The 18,129-nt window shown below is 71.6% G+C and carries 7 protein-coding genes; 2 read left to right on the forward strand and 5 right to left on the reverse strand.

The features are described from left to right. Position 1: 1 nt before the first annotated feature. The 3 genes from BJ982_RS28220 to BJ982_RS28230 all read right to left on the reverse strand — a co-directional run bounded on the left by BJ982_RS28220 (position 2) and on the right by BJ982_RS28230 (position 7,917). Positions 2 to 1,501 carry a carboxylesterase/lipase family protein gene (locus BJ982_RS28220; RefSeq protein ID WP_184884997.1) on the reverse strand — a complete coding sequence of 500 codons (1,500 nt, stop codon included), beginning with the start codon at positions 1,499 to 1,501 and terminating at the stop codon, positions 2 to 4. Between the two features lie 500 nt (positions 1,502 to 2,001). Beyond that, positions 2,002 to 5,853, reverse strand: coding sequence for a non-ribosomal peptide synthetase (locus tag BJ982_RS28225; protein ID WP_184884999.1), 3,852 nt, complete (start codon positions 5,851 to 5,853; stop codon positions 2,002 to 2,004). Between the two features lie 1,119 nt (positions 5,854 to 6,972). Beyond that, positions 6,973 to 7,917, reverse strand: coding sequence for an AraC family transcriptional regulator (locus BJ982_RS28230; RefSeq protein WP_184885001.1), 945 nt, complete (start codon positions 7,915 to 7,917; stop codon positions 6,973 to 6,975). A 124-nt stretch (positions 7,918 to 8,041) separates the two neighbouring features. Here BJ982_RS28230 and BJ982_RS28235 point away from each other — a divergent pair, with 124 nt between their 5' ends. Further along, positions 8,042 to 8,545 carry an anthrone oxygenase family protein gene (locus BJ982_RS28235; protein ID WP_184885003.1) on the forward strand — a complete coding sequence of 168 codons (504 nt, stop codon included), beginning with the start codon at positions 8,042 to 8,044 and terminating at the stop codon, positions 8,543 to 8,545. A gap of 77 nt (positions 8,546 to 8,622) precedes the next feature. Here the strand turns inward: BJ982_RS28235 and metH are convergent, their stop codons facing one another. Further along, positions 8,623 to 12,072 carry a methionine synthase gene (gene metH / locus BJ982_RS28240; RefSeq protein ID WP_184889448.1) on the reverse strand — a complete coding sequence of 1,150 codons (3,450 nt, stop codon included), beginning with the start codon at positions 12,070 to 12,072 and terminating at the stop codon, positions 8,623 to 8,625. 69 nt (positions 12,073 to 12,141) lie between these two features. After that, positions 12,142 to 13,323 (reverse strand): methionine adenosyltransferase, encoded by a 1,182-nt coding sequence (gene metK / locus BJ982_RS28245; RefSeq protein WP_184885005.1) that lies wholly within the window; start codon positions 13,321 to 13,323, stop codon positions 12,142 to 12,144. Positions 13,324 to 14,301: 978 nt separating this feature from the next. Here metK and BJ982_RS28250 point away from each other — a divergent pair. Then, positions 14,302 to 17,340, forward strand: coding sequence for an AfsR/SARP family transcriptional regulator (locus BJ982_RS28250; protein ID WP_184885007.1), 3,039 nt, complete (start codon positions 14,302 to 14,304; stop codon positions 17,338 to 17,340). The last annotated feature ends 789 nt before the right edge of the window (positions 17,341 to 18,129 follow it).

Here is an 18,129-nt window from a genome sequence, read left to right on the forward strand (position 1 = left end):
GTCAGCGTCGGCCGGCCCACACCTCGCGTTCGGCGCCGCCGGGGTCGTTGACGACGGTGATCTGCTGGTCGATCAGCGCGGTGGACCGTTCGGCCAGGTTGTATCGGGGCCAGCCCGGCTCACCGTCGGTGACGAATCGGACCCACGCGCCGTGGGCCGTATCGGCGACGGCCTGGCATGGCTCGTCGCCGATGAGGGCGTGGCTGGACTCCTCGTCCAGGAGATCGAACACGTACGGGATCTCCACCGCGTGGGCGGCGCCGAGGCGTCCGGCGAAGCTCGGCGTCTCGTGGTCGAAGCGGTACATCCAGGTGCCGGCCTCGCCCGTCTCGCCGGCCTCAAGGCGTGCCTCGGCGACCCGGATCCCCGGAATCCGGACGAAGCAGTCGGTGGTCACGGCAGCGAGCAGGTCACCGTCGCTCGCCGCCGGCCGGGCCGCCCGATACAGTTCGACCGTCCCGCCGGGCGCGCCGAGGGCGCCCACGACCGCGGAGAGGATGGGCTCGTCGACGATGTCGATCAGGCCGGTGGGGACGAGGCCGAATCGGGAGTCGTCCCGGTTCCACCCGGCCAGGAGCCGTACGCCGCCGCCGGCGCCCCTTCTCAACGCGTCGAGCGGGTGGGCGGGCAGGGTGTCGCCGTCGACGACCGGGGCGAAGGGGAGGCTGTCCCACGAGGCGGGGTTCGTGGTGGTCTGGACTTCCTTGAGGAGGGCGGAGGCCGCCCGTGTGAGCCGTTCGACCGGCACCTCGCCGAAGGCTTCGCGGGTCGGAACGACCCCGAGCGACCCAGCCAGCCTTGAGGCGACGCCCTCGGCGGCCTCAGCCGTGAGTGTCTGGGCAGCGGCCCCGCTTTGGGCGATCGCCTGATGGAACAGGCCTCGGGCGCGGGGCATGGCCATGAGGGTGATGATGCTCGCGGCACCGGCGGACTGGCCGGCGACGGTCACCTTCCCCGGATCACCGCCGAAGGCGGCGATGTTGCTCTGAACCCACTCGAGCGCGGCGATCTGGTCCAGCAGTCCCAGGTTGGCGGTGCCGTCATCGAGGTAGAGAAAGCCCTCGGCACCGAGCCGGTAGTTGATCGTGACGCACACGACCCCGTCGCGGGCGAAGGAGACGCCTCGGTAGCCGGCGACGGATCCGGACCCCTTCGTGAACATGCCGCCGTGAATCCAGACCAGTACCGGCAAGTTGGCCGCGCGGGGGTCGGGAGTCCACACGTTGAGGTTGAGGCATTCCTCGCCAGGGATCGCGACCTCCGGGAACAGCATCGCGCTCTCCAGGCCGTCGTTGTCCTTGGGGCAGGTCGGTCCATAATCAAGCGCGCTGCGCTCGCCCTCCCACCGCAGGGGCGGCTCGGGAGGCCGCATGCGGCGTGCCCCGAACGGCGGGGCGGCGTACGGGATCCCCAGGAACGCCGCCACTCCCTGATCTCTCCGGCCTCGCAGCCGACCACCCGTCACCCGCACCACAGGCGAGCTGTTCACGGTCCTCGTCATCACCTTGTCCTGTCGCTTGGAGCTCCGCGGCCTTGTCGCACGCGAAGTCCTGCCAAACACGAGATCGAGCATCGCAAGCTCAGGGCCAGGGCGTCTTGCACAAATGTTCCGTTCTGTAGTCAGCACCAGGGGCACCGGCAGCGGGCGAGACTTCCCCCGTTCCGGGACGCGCCGCCTGCCCCGGGACCTGCCGTACCAGCCGGCCACGGTCGCCGTGTACGGCGACGACGGCCGCCGCCGACTGCTGGTGTGCGACTTCGACGTCGCGCGCGCCCGCGCGGCGGGCGCCGCCGTCCCGGCCGAGCAGGCCGCAGAGCCGGCCGCGCTGCTTGGTCGTCTCGGCACCCGCGCTATGAGCGACGTGTCGCCCTCCGAGGGGCGGCACTGCCGGCCTCACCGCTGCCGTGGACGGAACTGCGGGATCCGGCGCGGGCGCTCTCGGTGCGTTACTCCACGTTGGACGCCGCACCGTAGCGTTCGGCCGCGTTCTCCCTCAGAGGTCAGCCGCGTTCACCGTCCTCGTCCAGCGCTGCAATGAGCCGGGCGGGGGTGCGGGCCCGGAACAGTGCGCGGATCGTGACGCCGGGGCCGAGTACGGCCGCCGCTCGTGCGACCAGGCGCATGGCGAGCATCGAGTCGCCGCCGAGGGCGAAGAAGTCGTCGGCGGGGGCGACACGCGGCACGTCCAGCACCTCGGCGAACAGCTCGCACACGACCTCCTCGCGCGAGGTGCGGGGCGCGCCGGCGGGCGCGGGGCCGGGGACGGGTAGCGCGGCGCGGTCCACCCGGCCGTTCGCGGCCACCGGCAGCGTGTCCACCACCACGAAGTGGCTCGGGATCATGTACGCGGGCAGGAGCGCGCCGACGTGCGCGCGCACCGCCTCCACGTCCACGCCGGACCCGCCGTTGAGCACCCGCACGCCGCGCACGGTGTACGGGACCGTGACGCGGTGAGGTACGCCCGCGCCGTTGCCCCGGCCGTTATACCCGCGCCGGTCATGACCGTTGGACTCGTGCCGGTCACGGCCATTGGATTCGTACCGGTTCACACCGTTGGACCCAGCCCGGTCCCAGCCATTGGCCTCGTCCCGGTCCCGGTCCCGGTCCTGCCCCCTATCCCTGTCCCTGTCCTGGTCCTGGCTCCAGGCCCTGTCCCGGTCCCGGTCCCTGTCCTGGTCTTTGTTCCTATCCCAATCCCGGTCGTCGGGGCGGTGGCCGCCGGGTGTGCGGCCGTTGGCCCGGGACACGCGGGAGGGTCCCTCCCCGTCGCCCGTGCCGAGTGCGCCGAGTTCGGGTGGCTCCACGTAGGCGATCAGCCGCTTCTCGCCCGGCCTGTCCTCCCGGACGACGACCGCGGCCCGGCCCACCGACGGGGCCGCCTCCACCGCCGCCTGGACCTCCCGCGGCTCGACGCGCAGGCCGTCGATCTTCACCTGGGCGTCGATCCGTCCGGCGAGCTCCAGCTCCCCGTGGGCGTTCCAGCGGGCCCGCTCGCCCGTCCTGACCATGCGCTCCCCCGGCGCGCCGTAGGGGTCGGCCAGGAAGCGTTCTGCGCCGGCCGCCGGGTGGACGGAGTACCCGCGCGCCACGCGCGGCCCCGCGATGTACAGCTCGCCGACCACGCCCGGCGGGACGAGCCTGAGCGAGGCGTCCAGCACGTAGGCCCGCACGGACGCCAGGGGACGGCCGATCGGGACCAGGCCGGGCACCGGGCCGTCGTCCGGCAGGGGGTGACGCGTGGCGAACGACGCCGTCTCGGGCGACCCGTAGGCGTTGACCACGCGGGTGCCCGGATACCGGTCCCGCAGGCGGCGCACGAGCGGCGCGGGCAGGGCGTCGCCGCACACCCAGACCTCGCGCAGGGCGCCGAGCGCCTCGGGGGCGTCGGCGGCCAGCCGCGTGAACAGCGAGGTCGTCATGAACGCCGCCCCGGCCCCGCGCCCGGTGAGCGTGCGAGCCGCCGCGACGGCTCCGTGCCCCGCGAGTGTGCGGGCCACCGCGACGGCCTCAGGCTCGCCGGACGGCGCGATCACACACCGGCCGCCGTTCAGCAGCGGGATCCAGATCTCGTACGCGGAGGCGTCGAACGCCTGCGCCGCGTGCACGAGCACCCGTTCGTACGCCGGACCTGCGAACGCGGGGTCGCGGGCCAGGGCCGTCACCCCGGCGTGCGTGACCGCCACGCCCTTCGGCCCCGCGTCCGTCCCGGAGGTGTAGGTGACGTAGGCGAGGCCGCCCGGAGGGATGGCCGGCCGCGGCGCCTCGTCGCGCGCGGCGGCGGGCGCGGGCTCGGCGCCGACGACGATCACCCACGCCGGGTGGTCGAACCGCACCGTGCGCGACGCCTCGTCCAGCAGCAGCACCTTGGCCCGGGTCTCGGCGACGATCGCGCTCAGCCGGGACGGCGGGTCGCGGCGGTCCAGCGGCACGTAGGCGCCGCCGGCCTTCAGCACGGCCAGCAGGGACACGACCAGTTCGGGCGAGCGTTCCATCAGGACCGCGACGGTGACCTCCGGGCCCACCTCCAGCTCGGCGAGCCGGCGCGCCAGCCTGGCCGCCCGCGCGTCGAGCTCGGCGTAGCTCATGGTCTCGTCCCCGTACTCCAGGGCGACGGCGCGGGGCGCGCGCCACACCTGCTCCGCGAACAGCTCCGGCACGGTCTCCCACGGGTCCGGGGCCTGGTCGTCGCCGGTGGTGTCGCCGGCGTTGCCGTCGGCCAGGACGCGGCGGCGCTCGCCGGGTGTGAGCAGCTCCACCTCGCCGAGCCGCAGCTCCGGGCGCGCGGTGACCTGCTCCAGCACCAGCAGCAGGCACGCGATCAGGCGGGCCACGGTCTCGCGGTCGAACAGGTCGGTGGCGTACTCGGCGACCCCGGCGAGACCGCGCGGCCGGCCGTCGCCACCGGCCTCGCGCAGGTGAAGGCCCAGGTCGAACGACGCGACGAGCCGGGGCACGTCCTGGAAGGCCGCGCCGGGAAAGGGCGGGTCGCCGCCGTGCGGGGTGAAGGTCAGCGCCACCTGGAACAGCGGGTTCCAGGCGAGGGACCGCTCGGGGGCCAGCTCGCGGACCACCCGGTCGAAGGGGACGTCCTGGTGGGCGTGGGCGGCGAGCCCCGCGGCGCGGACCCGGTCCAGCAGCGTGCGGAAGGCCGGGTCGCCCGAGGTGTCGGCGCGCACCACGATCGGGTTGAGGAAGGAGCCGACCAGGTCGTCCAAGCCCGAGCGTCCGGGGACCGGCGTGCCGATCGGGATGTCCTCTCCCGCGCCGCAGCGGGTCAGGACGGTGGCGAGCGCCGCCTGCAGCACCATGGACACGGTGGTCGCCGTCCCGCGGGACAGCGCGACCAGGCGGCGGTGCAGCTCCTCCCCCACGGTGAACTCGACCGTGGCGCCGCGGTGGGAGGGGACGGCGGGGCGGGGGCGGTCGGCCGGAAGCACGGGACGCGCCGGGAGGCCGTCCAGGGCGCGCCGCCAGAACGCCAGCCGCGCCGCGACCTCGGGGGCGTCCTCGTCGTCGAGCGTCTCGTGCTGCCACAGGCTGTAGTCGGCGTACGTCGCGGGCAGGGGCGTGAACTCCGGGGCCGCGCCGTCGCCGCGCGCCCGGTACGCCAGCGCGAGGTCGCGCAGCAGCGGGCGCACCGACCAGTCGTCGGCCGCGAAGCGGTGCAGCAGCACCAGCAGGACGTGCTCGGGCTCGGGGGCGTCCTCGACGGTGAACAGCCACACCCGCAGCGGCGGGCCGGCGGCGATGTCGACGAGCTCCCGGGCCGCCTCGGCGAGCGTGCCCTCCAGGGTGGCGGCGCGTACGGCCATCCGGCGGAGGCGGGGGCGCGCCGTGTCGAGCACCTTCTGGTACGGGAGGCCGTCGAGCTGGGGGTACACCGTGCGCAGCGGCTCGTGCCTGGCCACCACGTCGCCGAGCGCCGCCTCCAGCGCCGCCGCGTCGACCTCGCCGCGCAGGCACAGCGCCACCGGCATGGTGTGCCGCGGGCTCGGCCCCTCGGCCTGGGCCAGGAAGCACAGCCGCCGCTGGCCGGACGACAACGGCACGCGCGCCGGGCGGGGCAGGACGACCGGAACGGGCCCGCGCACGCCGGGACCCTCGTCGGCCAGCGCCCGCGCGACACCCGCCACGCTGGGGCCGCGGAACAGGACGCGGGCGCGGGCGCGGGCGCCGAACACCGCCCGGATGCGGCCGATCAGCCGGACCGCCAGCCGCGAGTCGCCGCCCAGCGCGAAGAAGTCGTCATCGACGCCTACCCTCGGCACGTCCAGGACCTCGGCGAAAAGACCGCAGAGGATCTCCTGCTCAGGGGTGCGGGGCACGTGGCCGGGGAAGAGCGACGAGAACACGGGATTCCCTTCGTTCGGACGGGTCGGGGGGACGGGGCGGCGCCTTCCCGCGATGCGAGGACGGCGCCGCCGTCGTGCGGGGCGTCCGCGTCCGGGCACGGCCGGGCACGGACGGGTACGGCGGCGAGGAGCCGGGAAGAAGGTCACGCGGGACGCGACGGGCGCCGTCGACCTCCCGCCCGTGACGGAGCACGGACTCCGGTGCCACGCCGTCTCGCCCGGCCCCGGCGACACGTCACGCTCATGTGCGAGTACGTGGCCGGACGCGTCGGGGCGCCCGGTGGGGCCTTGAAGACCGTCCCGGCCGAGGGACCGGCGGCCGGGACGGCCGGCGTGAAAGGTCAGACGTCCGTCAGGGTGATCGGATCGACCGGTCCTGTAACGATCCAACCCCTGACGGCATTCTCGGCGCGGTGTACGCCGAAACGTGCCCCCTTCACGGCTCCACCGTCTCGCACGGTGCGCCGGGAAGGCGGGAAATCTCGTGGTTCACCGGCACGGGACAGGCACCGGCCGGAGCGTTCTCGAACTGGGTGCGCCGCCATCTGTGCGTCCAATTGATGTCGCCGCCCCCGAGATGGCACACGGTCACGATCTCGGCCACGAAACCTCTGTTCCCCGGTTACCGATTCGATTCGGTCTGGTGGCAACCATAGGGCCGTCAAAGCACTCGACGCAAGGGCCCCCGCCATATCAGGATCGTCTTCGTCGACTTTCCGCCATCACATTCTCACTATCCAACTGCGATTATGCGAATGAGCAGCTCAGTCCGCACGCCGGTTGCGGGCGCCCGGTTTTCCCGGCACCATTGGACCGCTCCCGTTATGGACGCCCGCAAACGGTTTGCCGAGAGTGACACGGGTCCGTAACCCGGCGTGGCCGAACATGTTTCCCGCGTGGGGCTCATCACCGGGGGCCGGGCGCCCGGCCCGTTGCCGCATTCGCGATAGTACGTTTCGACGTCGCGCGGCGGAGCACCGGCGCGCACGGCGCCACTAAAACACCCCCTCGACCTTTCCGAGTGATATTCGGTAATGCTTCCTGCCGGATCGGCCGTTGTCTCGCATTCCGGGACGCACGCGATATCGGATGGCGCGATTCACCGGTTCGCGAATGCTTTCACACGCCGCGCGGCGCCGCGGCCCTGTGGTCACGGGGGCTCACGCCGCGTACGCGCTTGAACGCGGCGCTGAGGGCGAACGCGCTGCCGTACCCGACCTGCCGGGCCACGGCCTCGATGGTCGCGTCCGTCTCGCGCAGCAGGTCGGCGGCCAGGTCCAGCCGCCAGCCCGTCAGGTACGCCATGGGCGGCTCGCCGACGAGCTCGGCGAACCGCCGGGCGAGGGCCGCGCGCGAGACCCCGGACCGGGACGCCAGCTCGGCGACCGTCCAGGGATGCTCAGGGGCGTTGTGGACGAGACGCAGCGCCGTGCCGACCACCGGGTCGCCGTACGCCCGGTACCAGGCGGGGGCGCCGCCGTCCGCGCGGGCGAACCAGGCGCGCAGCACGGCGATGAGCAGCAGGTCGAGCAGGCGGTCCAGCACGGCCTCCTGGCCCGGCTCGTCCTTGACCATCTCGCCGGCCAGCAGCGGGATGAGAGGGCTGTCCCAGGCGTCGCCCGCCAGGACCACCAGCACGGGCAGCGCGGCCAGCAGGCGCCCGCTGATCTCGCCGCGCATCTGGTAGGTGCAGGTGAGCATCATGACCGGCCCGTCGGGGCTGTCGCCCCAGGTGCGGACGCCGAGGTCCATGACGCCGTCCAGGGGCCGGCCGTCCGGGGTCGCGCAGCGCTGCCCCGGATGGATGACGATCTTCGGCGGCGTGTCCGGGTCGTCCGCCATCGTGTACGGCTCCGGGCCGCGGACCACGGCGGTGTCCCCCGGCCGCAGCAGCACCGGATCGCCGGTCTCGGGGACCAGCCACGCCTCGCCGCGCACCATGGCCACCAGCGTCAGCGGCGCGCCGTCCCGGACGCGGAGCGACCACGGCGGCGTGAAGATCGAGCGCAGGAAGAAGGCTCCCCTGGCCCTCGGCCCGTCCAGCAGCCTCGCGAGCGCGTCCATGGCCCCACCGTAGACGCCCGGACATGCGGACGCGCTTCTCGGCCATGGACCGTCTTCCCGCCCAGCGCTTCACTGGCAACGCACGGCGACGCGACGGGCGCGCCGAACGGTGAGGAGGCGGAAGGTGGAAGCGTTCCGGCAGGCGGCGCTGGTCGCGGCGACGGTCGCCACGGGGCTGGTGGCGGGGCTCTTCTACGCCTACGCCTGCTCGGTCATGCCCGCGCTGAGACGGACCGACGATCGCACGTTCATCCTGGTGATGCGGCGGATCAACGTCGCCATCCTGAACGGCTGGTTCGCGGCGGGCTTCGCCGGGGCGCCGCTGCTGACGGCGGCGGCCCTCGTGCTGCACCTGGGCGAGGAACACCGCGGCACGCTGCCGTGGATCGTGGCGGCGCTTCTCGTGTACGGCGTGATGCTGGCCGTCACGTTCGGCGTCAACATCCCGCTCAACAACGAACTGGAGGCGGCCGGGGAACCGGACGGGATCGCCGACCCCGCCGCGGTCCGCGCTCGGTTCGAGTCCCGGTGGGTGCGCTGGAACGTCGTGCGCGCGCTGACCTCCACCGCCGCGCTCGGCCTGCTGGCCTGGGCACTGATCATGCACGGGCCGGCCGGGGCCTCGTAATGGGCCTCCGGCCGACCCGGCGTGGGCGTCGTGCCCTGGACGGCCGGTCGCGGCGCGGGGGCCTGCGACCGGCCGGGTCAGACGTTGAAGTATTTGGCTTCGGGGTGGTGAACGATCATCGCGGAGGTCGCCTGTTCGGGGTGCAGCTGGAACTCCTCCGACAGCGACACCCCGATCCGCTGCGGGTCCAGCAGCTGGAACAACTGCCGCTGGTCCTCCAGGTTCGGGCACGCCGGATAGCCGAACGAGTACCGGCAGCCGGTGAAGTTGACCTTCAGCATGTCCTCCAGCGTCTCCCCGCCGCCGATGCCCAGCTCGGCGCGGACCCGGGCGTGCCAGTACTCGGCCAGCGCCTCGGTCAGCTGCACCGACAACCCGTGCAGTTCCAGGTAGTCGCGGTAGGCGTCCTTGGCGAACAGCTCGGCGGTGGCCTGGGAGATCCGCTCGCCCATGGTGACCACCTGGAAGGCCACCACGTCCACCTCACCGGAGCCGGCCGGGCGGAAGAAGTCCGACAGGCACAGATGCCGGTCCCGGCGCTGACGCGGGAAGGAGAACCGGGTCCGCTCCCGCCCCGCCTCGTCCAGGATGATCAGGTCCTCGCCGGCCGACACGCACGGGAAGTACCCGTACACCACCGCGGCCTGCAGCAGGTTCTCGGTCTGCAACCGCTCCAGCCACATCCGCAACCTGGGCCGCCCCTCAACCTCGACCAGCTCCTCATACGAGGGCCCCGAACCGCCCGTGCCGGTGCCGCCGCGGGCGGGTTTGAGGCCCCACTGGCCCATGAACGTGGCCCGCTCGTCCAGGAACGCGGCGTAGTCGGCCAGCGCGATCCCCTTCACCAGCCGGTCCCCGGAGAACGGCGCGACCGGCAGCGGGTTGTCGGCGGCCACATCAGAGCGGGCGGGCAGGGCCTGCTCAGGAGTGCGGGTCAAGGTGGCGCCGGTCTTGACGCGGCGTTCCCGAAGCGGCGGCAGGGCGGCGCCGGGGGTGCCGTGTTTGACGGCCATGAAGGCGTCCATCAGCCGCAGCCCCTCAAAGGCGTCGCGGGCGTAGCGGACCTCGCCCTGGAAGGTGTCGGCCAGGTCCTGTTCCACGAACGCCCGGGTCAAAGCGGCGCCGCCGAGCAGGACGGGGAAGCGGGTGGAGATGCCGCGGGAGTTCATCTCCTGCAGGTTCTCCTTCATGATGACGGTGGATTTGACCAGCAGGCCGGACATGCCGATCACGTCGGCGTCCTTTTCCACCGCGGCCTCCAAGATGGCCGACACCGGCTGCTTGATGCCCAGGTTGATGACCTCATAGCCGTTGTTGGACAAGATGATGTCCACCAGGTTCTTACCGATGTCGTGCACATCGCCCTTGACGGTGGCCAGCACGATCCGGCCCTTGGACCGGCCCTCCACCCGGTCCATGTGCGGCTCCAGATACGCCACCGCCGCCTTCATCACCTCGGCCGACTGCAACACGAACGGCAACTGCATCTGGCCCGAGCCGAACAGCTCCCCGACCGTCTTCATGCCCTCCAGCAACACCTCATTGATGATCTCCAGAGCGGGCCGGGTGACCAGCGCCTCCTCCAGGTCCGCTTCCAGGCCCTTGCGCTCCCCGTCCACGATGCGGGCCTTGAGCCGCTCGGTCAGCGGCATCGCCGCCAGCTCCGCCGCCCGGTCGGCGCGCACCGCCGCCGCGTCGACTCCCTCGAACAACTGCATGAACCGGGCCAGCGGGTCATAACCCTCACGCCGCCGGTCATACACCATGTCCAACGCCACCTGGCGCTGCTCATCGGGGATACGCGCCATCGGCACGATCTTGGAGGCGTGCACGATCGCCGAGTCCAGCCCCGCGTTGACACACTCGTTGAGGAACACCGAGTTCAACACGATCCGTGCCGCCGGATTCAATCCGAACGAGATGTTCGACAGGCCGAGGGTGGTCTGCACCTGAGGGTAAAGGCGCTTGATCTCGCGGATCGCCTCGATGGTCTCGATGCCGTCCCGGCGGGTCTCCTCCTGACCGGTGGCGATCGGGAAGGTGAGGGAATCGATGATGATGTCCTCGACCCGCATACCCCAATTACCGGTCAGGTCCTCGATGAGGCGGGAGGCCACCCGCACCTTCCAGTCGGCGGTGCGCGCCTGCCCCTCCTCATCGATGGTCAAAGCCACCACGGCCGCGCCGTGCTCCTTGACCAAGTGCATGATCTTGGTGAACCGGGAATCCGGGCCGTCGCCGTCCTCGTAGTTCACCGAGTTGATGATCGCCCGCCCGCCCAGCATCTCCAACCCGGCCCGCAACACCGCAGGCTCAGTGGAGTCCAGCACGATCGGCAACGTGGAGGCGGTAGCGAACCGGAACGCCAGCTCCCGCATGTCGGCCACCCCATCCCGGCCGACATAATCCACACACAAGTCCAGCATGTGCGCCCCGTCACGCACCTGGCCTCGCGCTATGTCGACACATTCCTCCCAGTTTTCGGCGAGCATCGCCTCGCGGAAGGCCTTGGAGCCGTTGGCGTTGGTGCGCTCCCCGATCGCCAGATACGAGGTGTCCTGGCGGAACGGCACGTGCTGGTACAACGACGCCGCGCCCGGCTCGACGCGGGGCTGCCGTTCCACCGGCTGCCGGCCCGCCACCGCTTCGACGACGCGTGCCAGGTGTTCGGGGGTGGTGCCGCAGCAGCCGCCGACCAATCCCAGGCCGTACTCGCTGGTGAACTGCACATGCGCCGCCGCCAACTCCTGCGGCGACAGCGGATACCGCGCCCCGTCGGCGGTCAGCTCCGGCAACCCCGCATTGGGCATGCACGACAACGGCAGCCGGGCATGACGGGCCAGATAGCGCAGATGCTCGCTCATCTCGGCCGGACCGGTCGCGCAGTTCAACCCCAGCACATCCACACCCAGCGGCTCGATCGCCGACAGCGCCGCCCCGATCTCCGACCCCAAAAGCATCGCCCCGTTGGTCTCGATCGTCACCTGCGCGATCACCGGCACATCACGCCCCGCCGCCGCAACCGCCCGACGCGCCCCCACCACCGCCGCCTTGACCTGCAACAAATCCTGACACGTCTCCACGATCAACGCATCAGCCCCACCCGCGATCAACCCCGCCGCGTTCGCCTCATACGCATCCCGCAACGCCCCGAACGCCACATGCCCCAACGTCGGCAGCTTCGTCCCCGGCCCCATCGACCCCAAAACGAACCGCGGCCGCACAGCGGTGGAGAACCCATCCGCCACCTCCCGCGCCAGCGCCGCCCCCGCCCGCGACAACTCGAACACCCGATCAGCGATCCCGTACTCCCCCAGCGCCGCCAGATTCGCCCCGAAGGTATTGGTCTCCACACAATCCACACCCACCGCGAAGTAGGCCTCATGCACCCCACGCACGATGTCCGGACGCGTGACGTTCAACACCTCGTTACACCCCTCATGACCATCGAAGTCATCCAGCGAGGGGTCATAGGCCTGCAACATGGTGCCCATCGCACCATCGGCCACCAGGACGCGCTGGGTCATGTGCTCGCGGAAGGTGCTCACGATGTACTCCCTGGACGGGCGGCGGAGAGGGGCGGACGGGGCGGAAGTCTAGACGGCCCGGCGGAGCGCGTCGGCGCGGTCGGTGGACTCCCAGGGGAAGTCGTCGCGGCCGAAGTGGCCGTAGGCGGCGGTCTGAGAGTAGATCGGCCGCAGCAGGTCCAGATCACGGATGATCGCCGCCGGACGCAGGTCGAACACCCGCGAGATCGCCTCCTGGATCCGCGGCACCTCCACCTTCTCGGTGCCGAACGTCTCCACGAACACCCCCACCGGCTGCGCCTTGCCGATCGCGTAGGCCACCTGCACCTCCACCCGATCCGCCAGACCCGCCGCCACCACGTTCTTGGCCACCCACCGCATCGCGTAGGCCGCCGAACGGTCCACCTTGGACGGGTCCTTGCCCGAGAACGCCCCACCACCATGACGGGCCATCCCGCCATAGGTGTCCACGATGATCTTCCGGCCCGTCAGCCCCGCGTCACCCATCGGGCCGCCGATCTCGAACCGGCCCGTCGGGTTCACCAGCAGCCGGTACCCCTCGACGTCGATGTCGAGGTCCGCGAGGACGGGGGCGACGACGTGCTCCCTGATGTCCGGGGTGAGGAGGTCGGCGAGGTCCACGCCGGGGGCGTGCTGGGTGGAGACGACCACCGTGTCCAGCCGCACCGGCCGGTCGCCGTCGTACTCGATCGTCACCTGCGTCTTGCCGTCCGGACGCAGATACGGCACCGTGCCGTTCTTACGCACCTCCGACAACCGGCGCGCCATCCGATGCGCCAGCGTGATCGGCAACGGCATCAGCTCCGGCGTCTCCCGGCAGGCGTACCCGAACATCAACCCCTGGTCGCCGGCCCCCTGACGGTCCAGATCATCGGAGCCCTCACCCTCACGGACCTCATAGGCGTCGTCCACGCCCTGGGCGATGTCGGGCGACTGCGCCCCGATCGACACCGACACACCACACGAGGCACCGTCGAAGCCCTTGTGCGACGCGTCGTACCCGATCTCCAGGATCTTCTCCCGGATCAGGCCGGGGATGTCGACGTAGGTTCCGGTGGTGACCTCACCGGCGACGTGGACCTGGCCGGTGGTGATGAGGGTCTCGACGGCGACCCGGCTCTTGGCGTCGCCCTTGAGCATGGCGTCGAGAACGGCGTCGCTGATCTGGTCGGCGATCTTGTCCGGGTGGCCTTCTGTGACCGACTCGGAAGTGAAAAGACGGCGGGACATATTCACTCCTCGGGTTGCTGACGGAAAAGCGAGCGCGTACTCAAGAGGGTTTCCGATTTTCTTGGAAAATGCGCCGTGCGAGGCCGCCGCGGCCGGGCGGAAGGGGTATTTCCAGGTCGGCCCGCGTCCATGTCGACTTCTGGTTGTGCGTGACGGCGGCCTCGCATCGGCGATGAGTTCGCGCGGGCGGGTTCGCGACGTTAAAAGCAAGGCCACCGCGCGAGTGGCGTTCACGCGATGGCCCTTGCGGGCGTGGTGACCCGCCGCGCGGAAGAACACCGGCCAGGCACATCACCTCATCGTCCCGGATAAAATCCACGCAAGCTCGATCGATTCGATGCTAGGCAGGTGCGCGACGGCGCAGAAACCCCAGCGTGACCCCTAGCGGTTACGGCGGCCGAATGCGCGGTGACGGGACGGCGCGGAAGGGCCGTGGCGCTTTCCGGCCAGCACAAAGTCCGTGCGGCCCGGCGCCGCGCGGGACGGCCTGGGGTCCGCGATCGCCGCCGGGCCCCGGATTTCCGCGCGGGACTTGACAGACGGGCGACGCGTCACCCTTAGGCCCCGGCATGGCATCTGGTAAGACCACGGAGCGCTTCCGGGCCGACGCGAGACGCGATCGTGTGGACGCCGGCGACTTCACCACCTGCGGGTCTTACGCTATGCACCCGTGATTACCCACAACGCTACGTAAAGTAGCGCTTTCCCAGGTTTAACAGAGCATCACAGACGGGATATCTAGGACGTAAATCCTCACCCGGTTGCTGTAACCACAAACTTGTAGTATATGGGATAAGCGGAAGAAGTACGAAGGAGAAGAGTAGCGCTACATCCTGCGCGCCTCACCAGGCGGGTCCCCGCCCTGGGCCTGCGCCCTGTCCCCGCCTGAGGTGGCGTACCTGATACTTGCCCCGGCAAAGTCTTGAGAGCGTGAAGACTTCGGGATGGTCCTAGGGTTTTCTGGCGAGGAGTAGGCAGGTGGAGTTCCGCATACTGGGACCACTTGAAGTGCTGGCGGGCACGGAACGGCTCGACATCGGGGGGACGCGGCAGAGGATCACCCTGGCCAACCTCCTGCTGGACGCCAACCGGGTGGTGACCGTGGACCGCCTGGCCGAGGCCATCTACGGCGACCACCTGCCGCCGACCTCACGGGCCCAGGTCCAGATCTGTATCTCGTCCCTGCGCAGGTTGTTCTCCGCACACGGCGACCCCGACGTCATCTCCACCCAGTCGCGGGGCTACATCATCCGCGTCGCGGACGACGCGATGGACGCCCGGCGCTTCGAGGCGCTGACCTCCCTGGCCCGCCGCGCCCGCGAGGCCGGGCACCTGGACGAGGCCGTCTCCCGCTACCGCGAGGCCCTGGCCCTGTGGCGCGGGGAGGCCCTGGAGGGCATCGACGGCAGGCCCGTGCAGGCCGCGGCGAGCAGGCTGAACGAGGAGCGCATCCTCACCAACGAGGACTGCGTGCAGCTCGAACTCGACCTCGGACGCCACCAGCAGCTCGTCGGCGAGCTCAACCGGCTCGTGGAGCAGTACCCGCTGCGCGAGCGCCTGCGCGGCCAGCTCATGCTCGCCCTGTACCGCTCCGGGCGCAGGGCCGAGGCGCTGCGGGTGTACCGCCTCGCCCGCGAGACGATGATCGAAGAGCTCGGCATCGAGCCCAACGAGCAGCTCCAGCGGCTGGAACAGGCCATCCTCACCGCGGACGACAGCCTGGACGCGCCCCCCGAGGCCCCGATCCCCGCCGAGCCGCCTCCGGCGCCCGCCTTCCCCGTGCCGGGGCTGCTGCCGAACGCCATCGCCGACTTCACCGGGCGGGGCAAACAGGTCGACGCGATCGAGCGCGAGCTGGCCCTGGCGTTCGAGGACGCGGGCCGGTTCGCCGTCCCCGTCATCGTCATCACGGGCAAGGCGGGGATCGGCAAGACGACGGTCGCCGTGCACGCGGCGCACACCGTCGCGCAGCAGTTCCCGTTCGGTCAGCTCTTCGCCGACCTGCACGGCGGCGGCGCGTCCCGGCAGGTCAGCGCGATGCAGGTGCTGGAGCGCTTCCTGCGCGCGCTCGGTGTGCCGGGCAACTCCATCCCCGACGGCCTGGAGGAGCGCGCGGAGATGTACCGGGCGCTGCTCGCCGACCGCAGGACCCTGGTCGTCCTGGACGACGCGGCGGGCGAGAGCCACGTGCTGCCCCTGCTGCCGGGCACGCGCAGCTCCGCCGTGATCATCACCAGCCGCAGCCGCCTCGCCGGGCTGGCGGGAGCGATCCACATCGACATGGACATCTTCGACGCCGACCAGTCCATCGAGCTGCTCGGGCGCATCGCCGGGGTGGCGCGCGTGCGCTCGGAGCCCGACGCCGCCAGGGCGCTCGCCGAGCTGTGCGGGCAGCTCCCTCTGGCGCTGCGCATCGCCGGGGCCCGCCTGTCGGCACGCCCGCACTGGCGGGTCGAGCAGCTCGTGAGCCGGTTGGAGGACGAGACGCGCCGGCTGGACGAGCTCAACCACGGGGAGATGGGCATCCGGGCGAGCATCTCGCTGACGTACGAGAGCGTCGGGGAGGAGGCCAGGCGCCTGTTCCGGCGGCTGGCGATCCCCGACACCGGGATGTTCTCGGTCTGGATCGGCGCCGCGCTGCTGGACCGCTCGTTCGAGCACGCCTCCGACCTGTTCGACGAGCTCGCCGACGCCCAGCTCATCGAGGCGGCGGGCGGCGGCGCCCACGCCCTGTACCGCTTCCACGACCTGATCCGGGTGTTCGCCCGCGAGCGCCTGGCCGCCGAGGAGACCCCGGCCGAGCGCAAGGCGGCCCTGGAGCGCGTGCTGCGGGCGCTGCTGTTCCTGGCCGAGGCCGCGCACCGGCGCGAGTACGGCGGCGACTACGTCCAGATCCACAGCGACGCCCCGCGCCGCCCGCTGCCGGCGCGGCTGGTCGCCGAGCTGGTCGCCCAGCCGCTGCCCTGGTACGAGCGCGAGCGCCCGCTGCTGGTCTCGGGCATCCGTCAGGCCGCGCAGGCCGGGTTCACCGACCTGTGCTGGGACCTGGCCATCAGCGCCGTGACGCTGTTCGAGTCGCGCGCCTACCTGGACGACTGGCGCGAGACGCACGAGATCGCGCTGGCCGCCTGCCGTCACGCGGGCGACGTGCGCGGCCAGGCGGCGATGCTGTACTCGCGCGGGTCCCTGCACATCACCGAGAAGCGGTTTCCGGAGGCGCGGCGCGACTTCGAGCAGGCGATCCGCCTGTTCACCGACATCGGGGACGACCAGGGCACCGCGCTCGTGCTGCGCAACATCGCGTTCCTGGAGCGGATGAGCGGGCGGTACGAGGACGCCGCGGCCCACTACGAACGCGCGCTCGCCATGTTCACCGCCGACGGCGACCAGGTGGGCGCGGCGTACGTGCTGCACAACCTGGCGCAGCTCCGCCTGGAGACCGGCGACCCAGAGGGGGCGAGCAGCCTGCTGTCGGAGGCGCTGGCGCTGAGCAGGGAGGGCGGCAGCCGCCGGGTGGAGTCGCAGGTGCTGCACCGGATGGGCGACACCTACCTCGCCTGGGGCGAGCCCGCCCTGGCGGCGGAGATCTTCGACACCGCGCTGGCCATGGTGCGGGCCATCGGCGACCCGGTCGGCGAGGCGTACATCCTCAACGGGCTCGGGCTCGCGCGGCTGCGGCGCGGCGAGACCGGGCGGGCGGACGAGGCGCTGCGCCACGCGGTCGGGCTCGCGCTGTCGACCGGCGACCGGCTGGCCGAGGGGCGCGCGCTGCTCGGGCTGGGCGAGCTGGCCCTGGCCCGCGACGACGCCGGGCACGCGGTGGCGCATCTGGAGCGGGCGCTCGGCATCTTCCGCTGCATCCGCACGCCGACGTACGAGGCCCGCGCGCTCACCATGCTCGACGGCGCCCAAGCCGCGCTACGGCGTCAGACCCTGCGGGACGTCGGTCCGGAGGAGACGTCCGGCGCGCTCGGCCGCGGCGACCACCTGGGCGAACCGGGCGAACTCGTCGGCTGACCGGGACGGCCCCGGCTGCACGGCGAGGGCACGGCGGTGGCACGGCGAGGGCACGGCGGCGCCATGGCGGTTCGGCACGGCGAGGGCATCGTGGCGCGGTGGTGGAACGGTGGTCGTGCGGCGGTGTCTTGGTGATGGCTTACGGGTGTCGCGGCGGTGTCGCGGGGTTCGTTCTCCGTGCATCCGCGACATGCAGCACGCTTTCCGGACAAGGCGGGCGGGACGGGCGGGCGGCGCGATAGGATACCGGCACGCCGGAGGAACGCGTCCGGCGATTCGCGCGCCGCGTTATCACCCGGGCGGCCCGCGCCGCGCGCGACGCTTCTTCCCGCGCGGCGGCGACGCCGAATAGGCCCGATTTCGCGGCAGGCCTTATGTTCCAGGAATACCTGATATACGATGCGCACGCATCTCGCAAAGAGCCCTTTCCCGCGAGCGCCGAATGCCGGTCCGCCCCGGCGAAGGGACGGCCCGGGAAACCGCGCAGGTCGTGGGCACGATGAGCGGGAAAGCGAAACGGCCGCGACGCCGCTCCGGTCCGTCTAAATAGCGCCGCACATCCCCTGCGAGAACCCTTACCCGCGGACGCCGCCGCCCGGGCGGCACACGATCTACCACCCCAAGAAACCCCCGTATTGATTTCCACGGGAACTTCGGCGTCGATACGCTGGGAACGTGACCGTTACCCATGTGAGCATTGAAAGGCCCCGCGGGGACGCCCTTTCGCCTTTACGCGTTTCCCCGGGCCCGCGCCGTCGCGGGAGGCCCTCGCCCCGGCGGGGCGGCATG

The organism is Sphaerisporangium siamense, from assembly GCF_014205275.1.
Lineage (GTDB): Bacteria > Actinomycetota > Actinomycetes > Streptosporangiales > Streptosporangiaceae > Sphaerisporangium > Sphaerisporangium siamense.

Bases quoted from the DNA above. Each gene is read 5' to 3' on its own strand.
- BJ982_RS28220 (WP_184884997.1), bottom strand. From the start codon at position 1,501: ATGACGAGGACCGTGAACAGCTCGCCTGTGGTGCGGGTGACGGGTGGT.
- BJ982_RS28230 (WP_184885001.1), bottom strand. From the start codon at position 7,917: ATGGACGCGCTCGCGAGGCTGCTGGACGGGCCGAGGGCCAGGGGAGCC.
- metH (WP_184889448.1), bottom strand. From the start codon at position 12,072: ATGACCCAGCGCGTCCTGGTGGCCGATGGTGCGATGGGCACCATGTTG.
- metK (WP_184885005.1), bottom strand. From the start codon at position 13,323: ATGTCCCGCCGTCTTTTCACTTCCGAGTCGGTCACAGAAGGCCACCCG.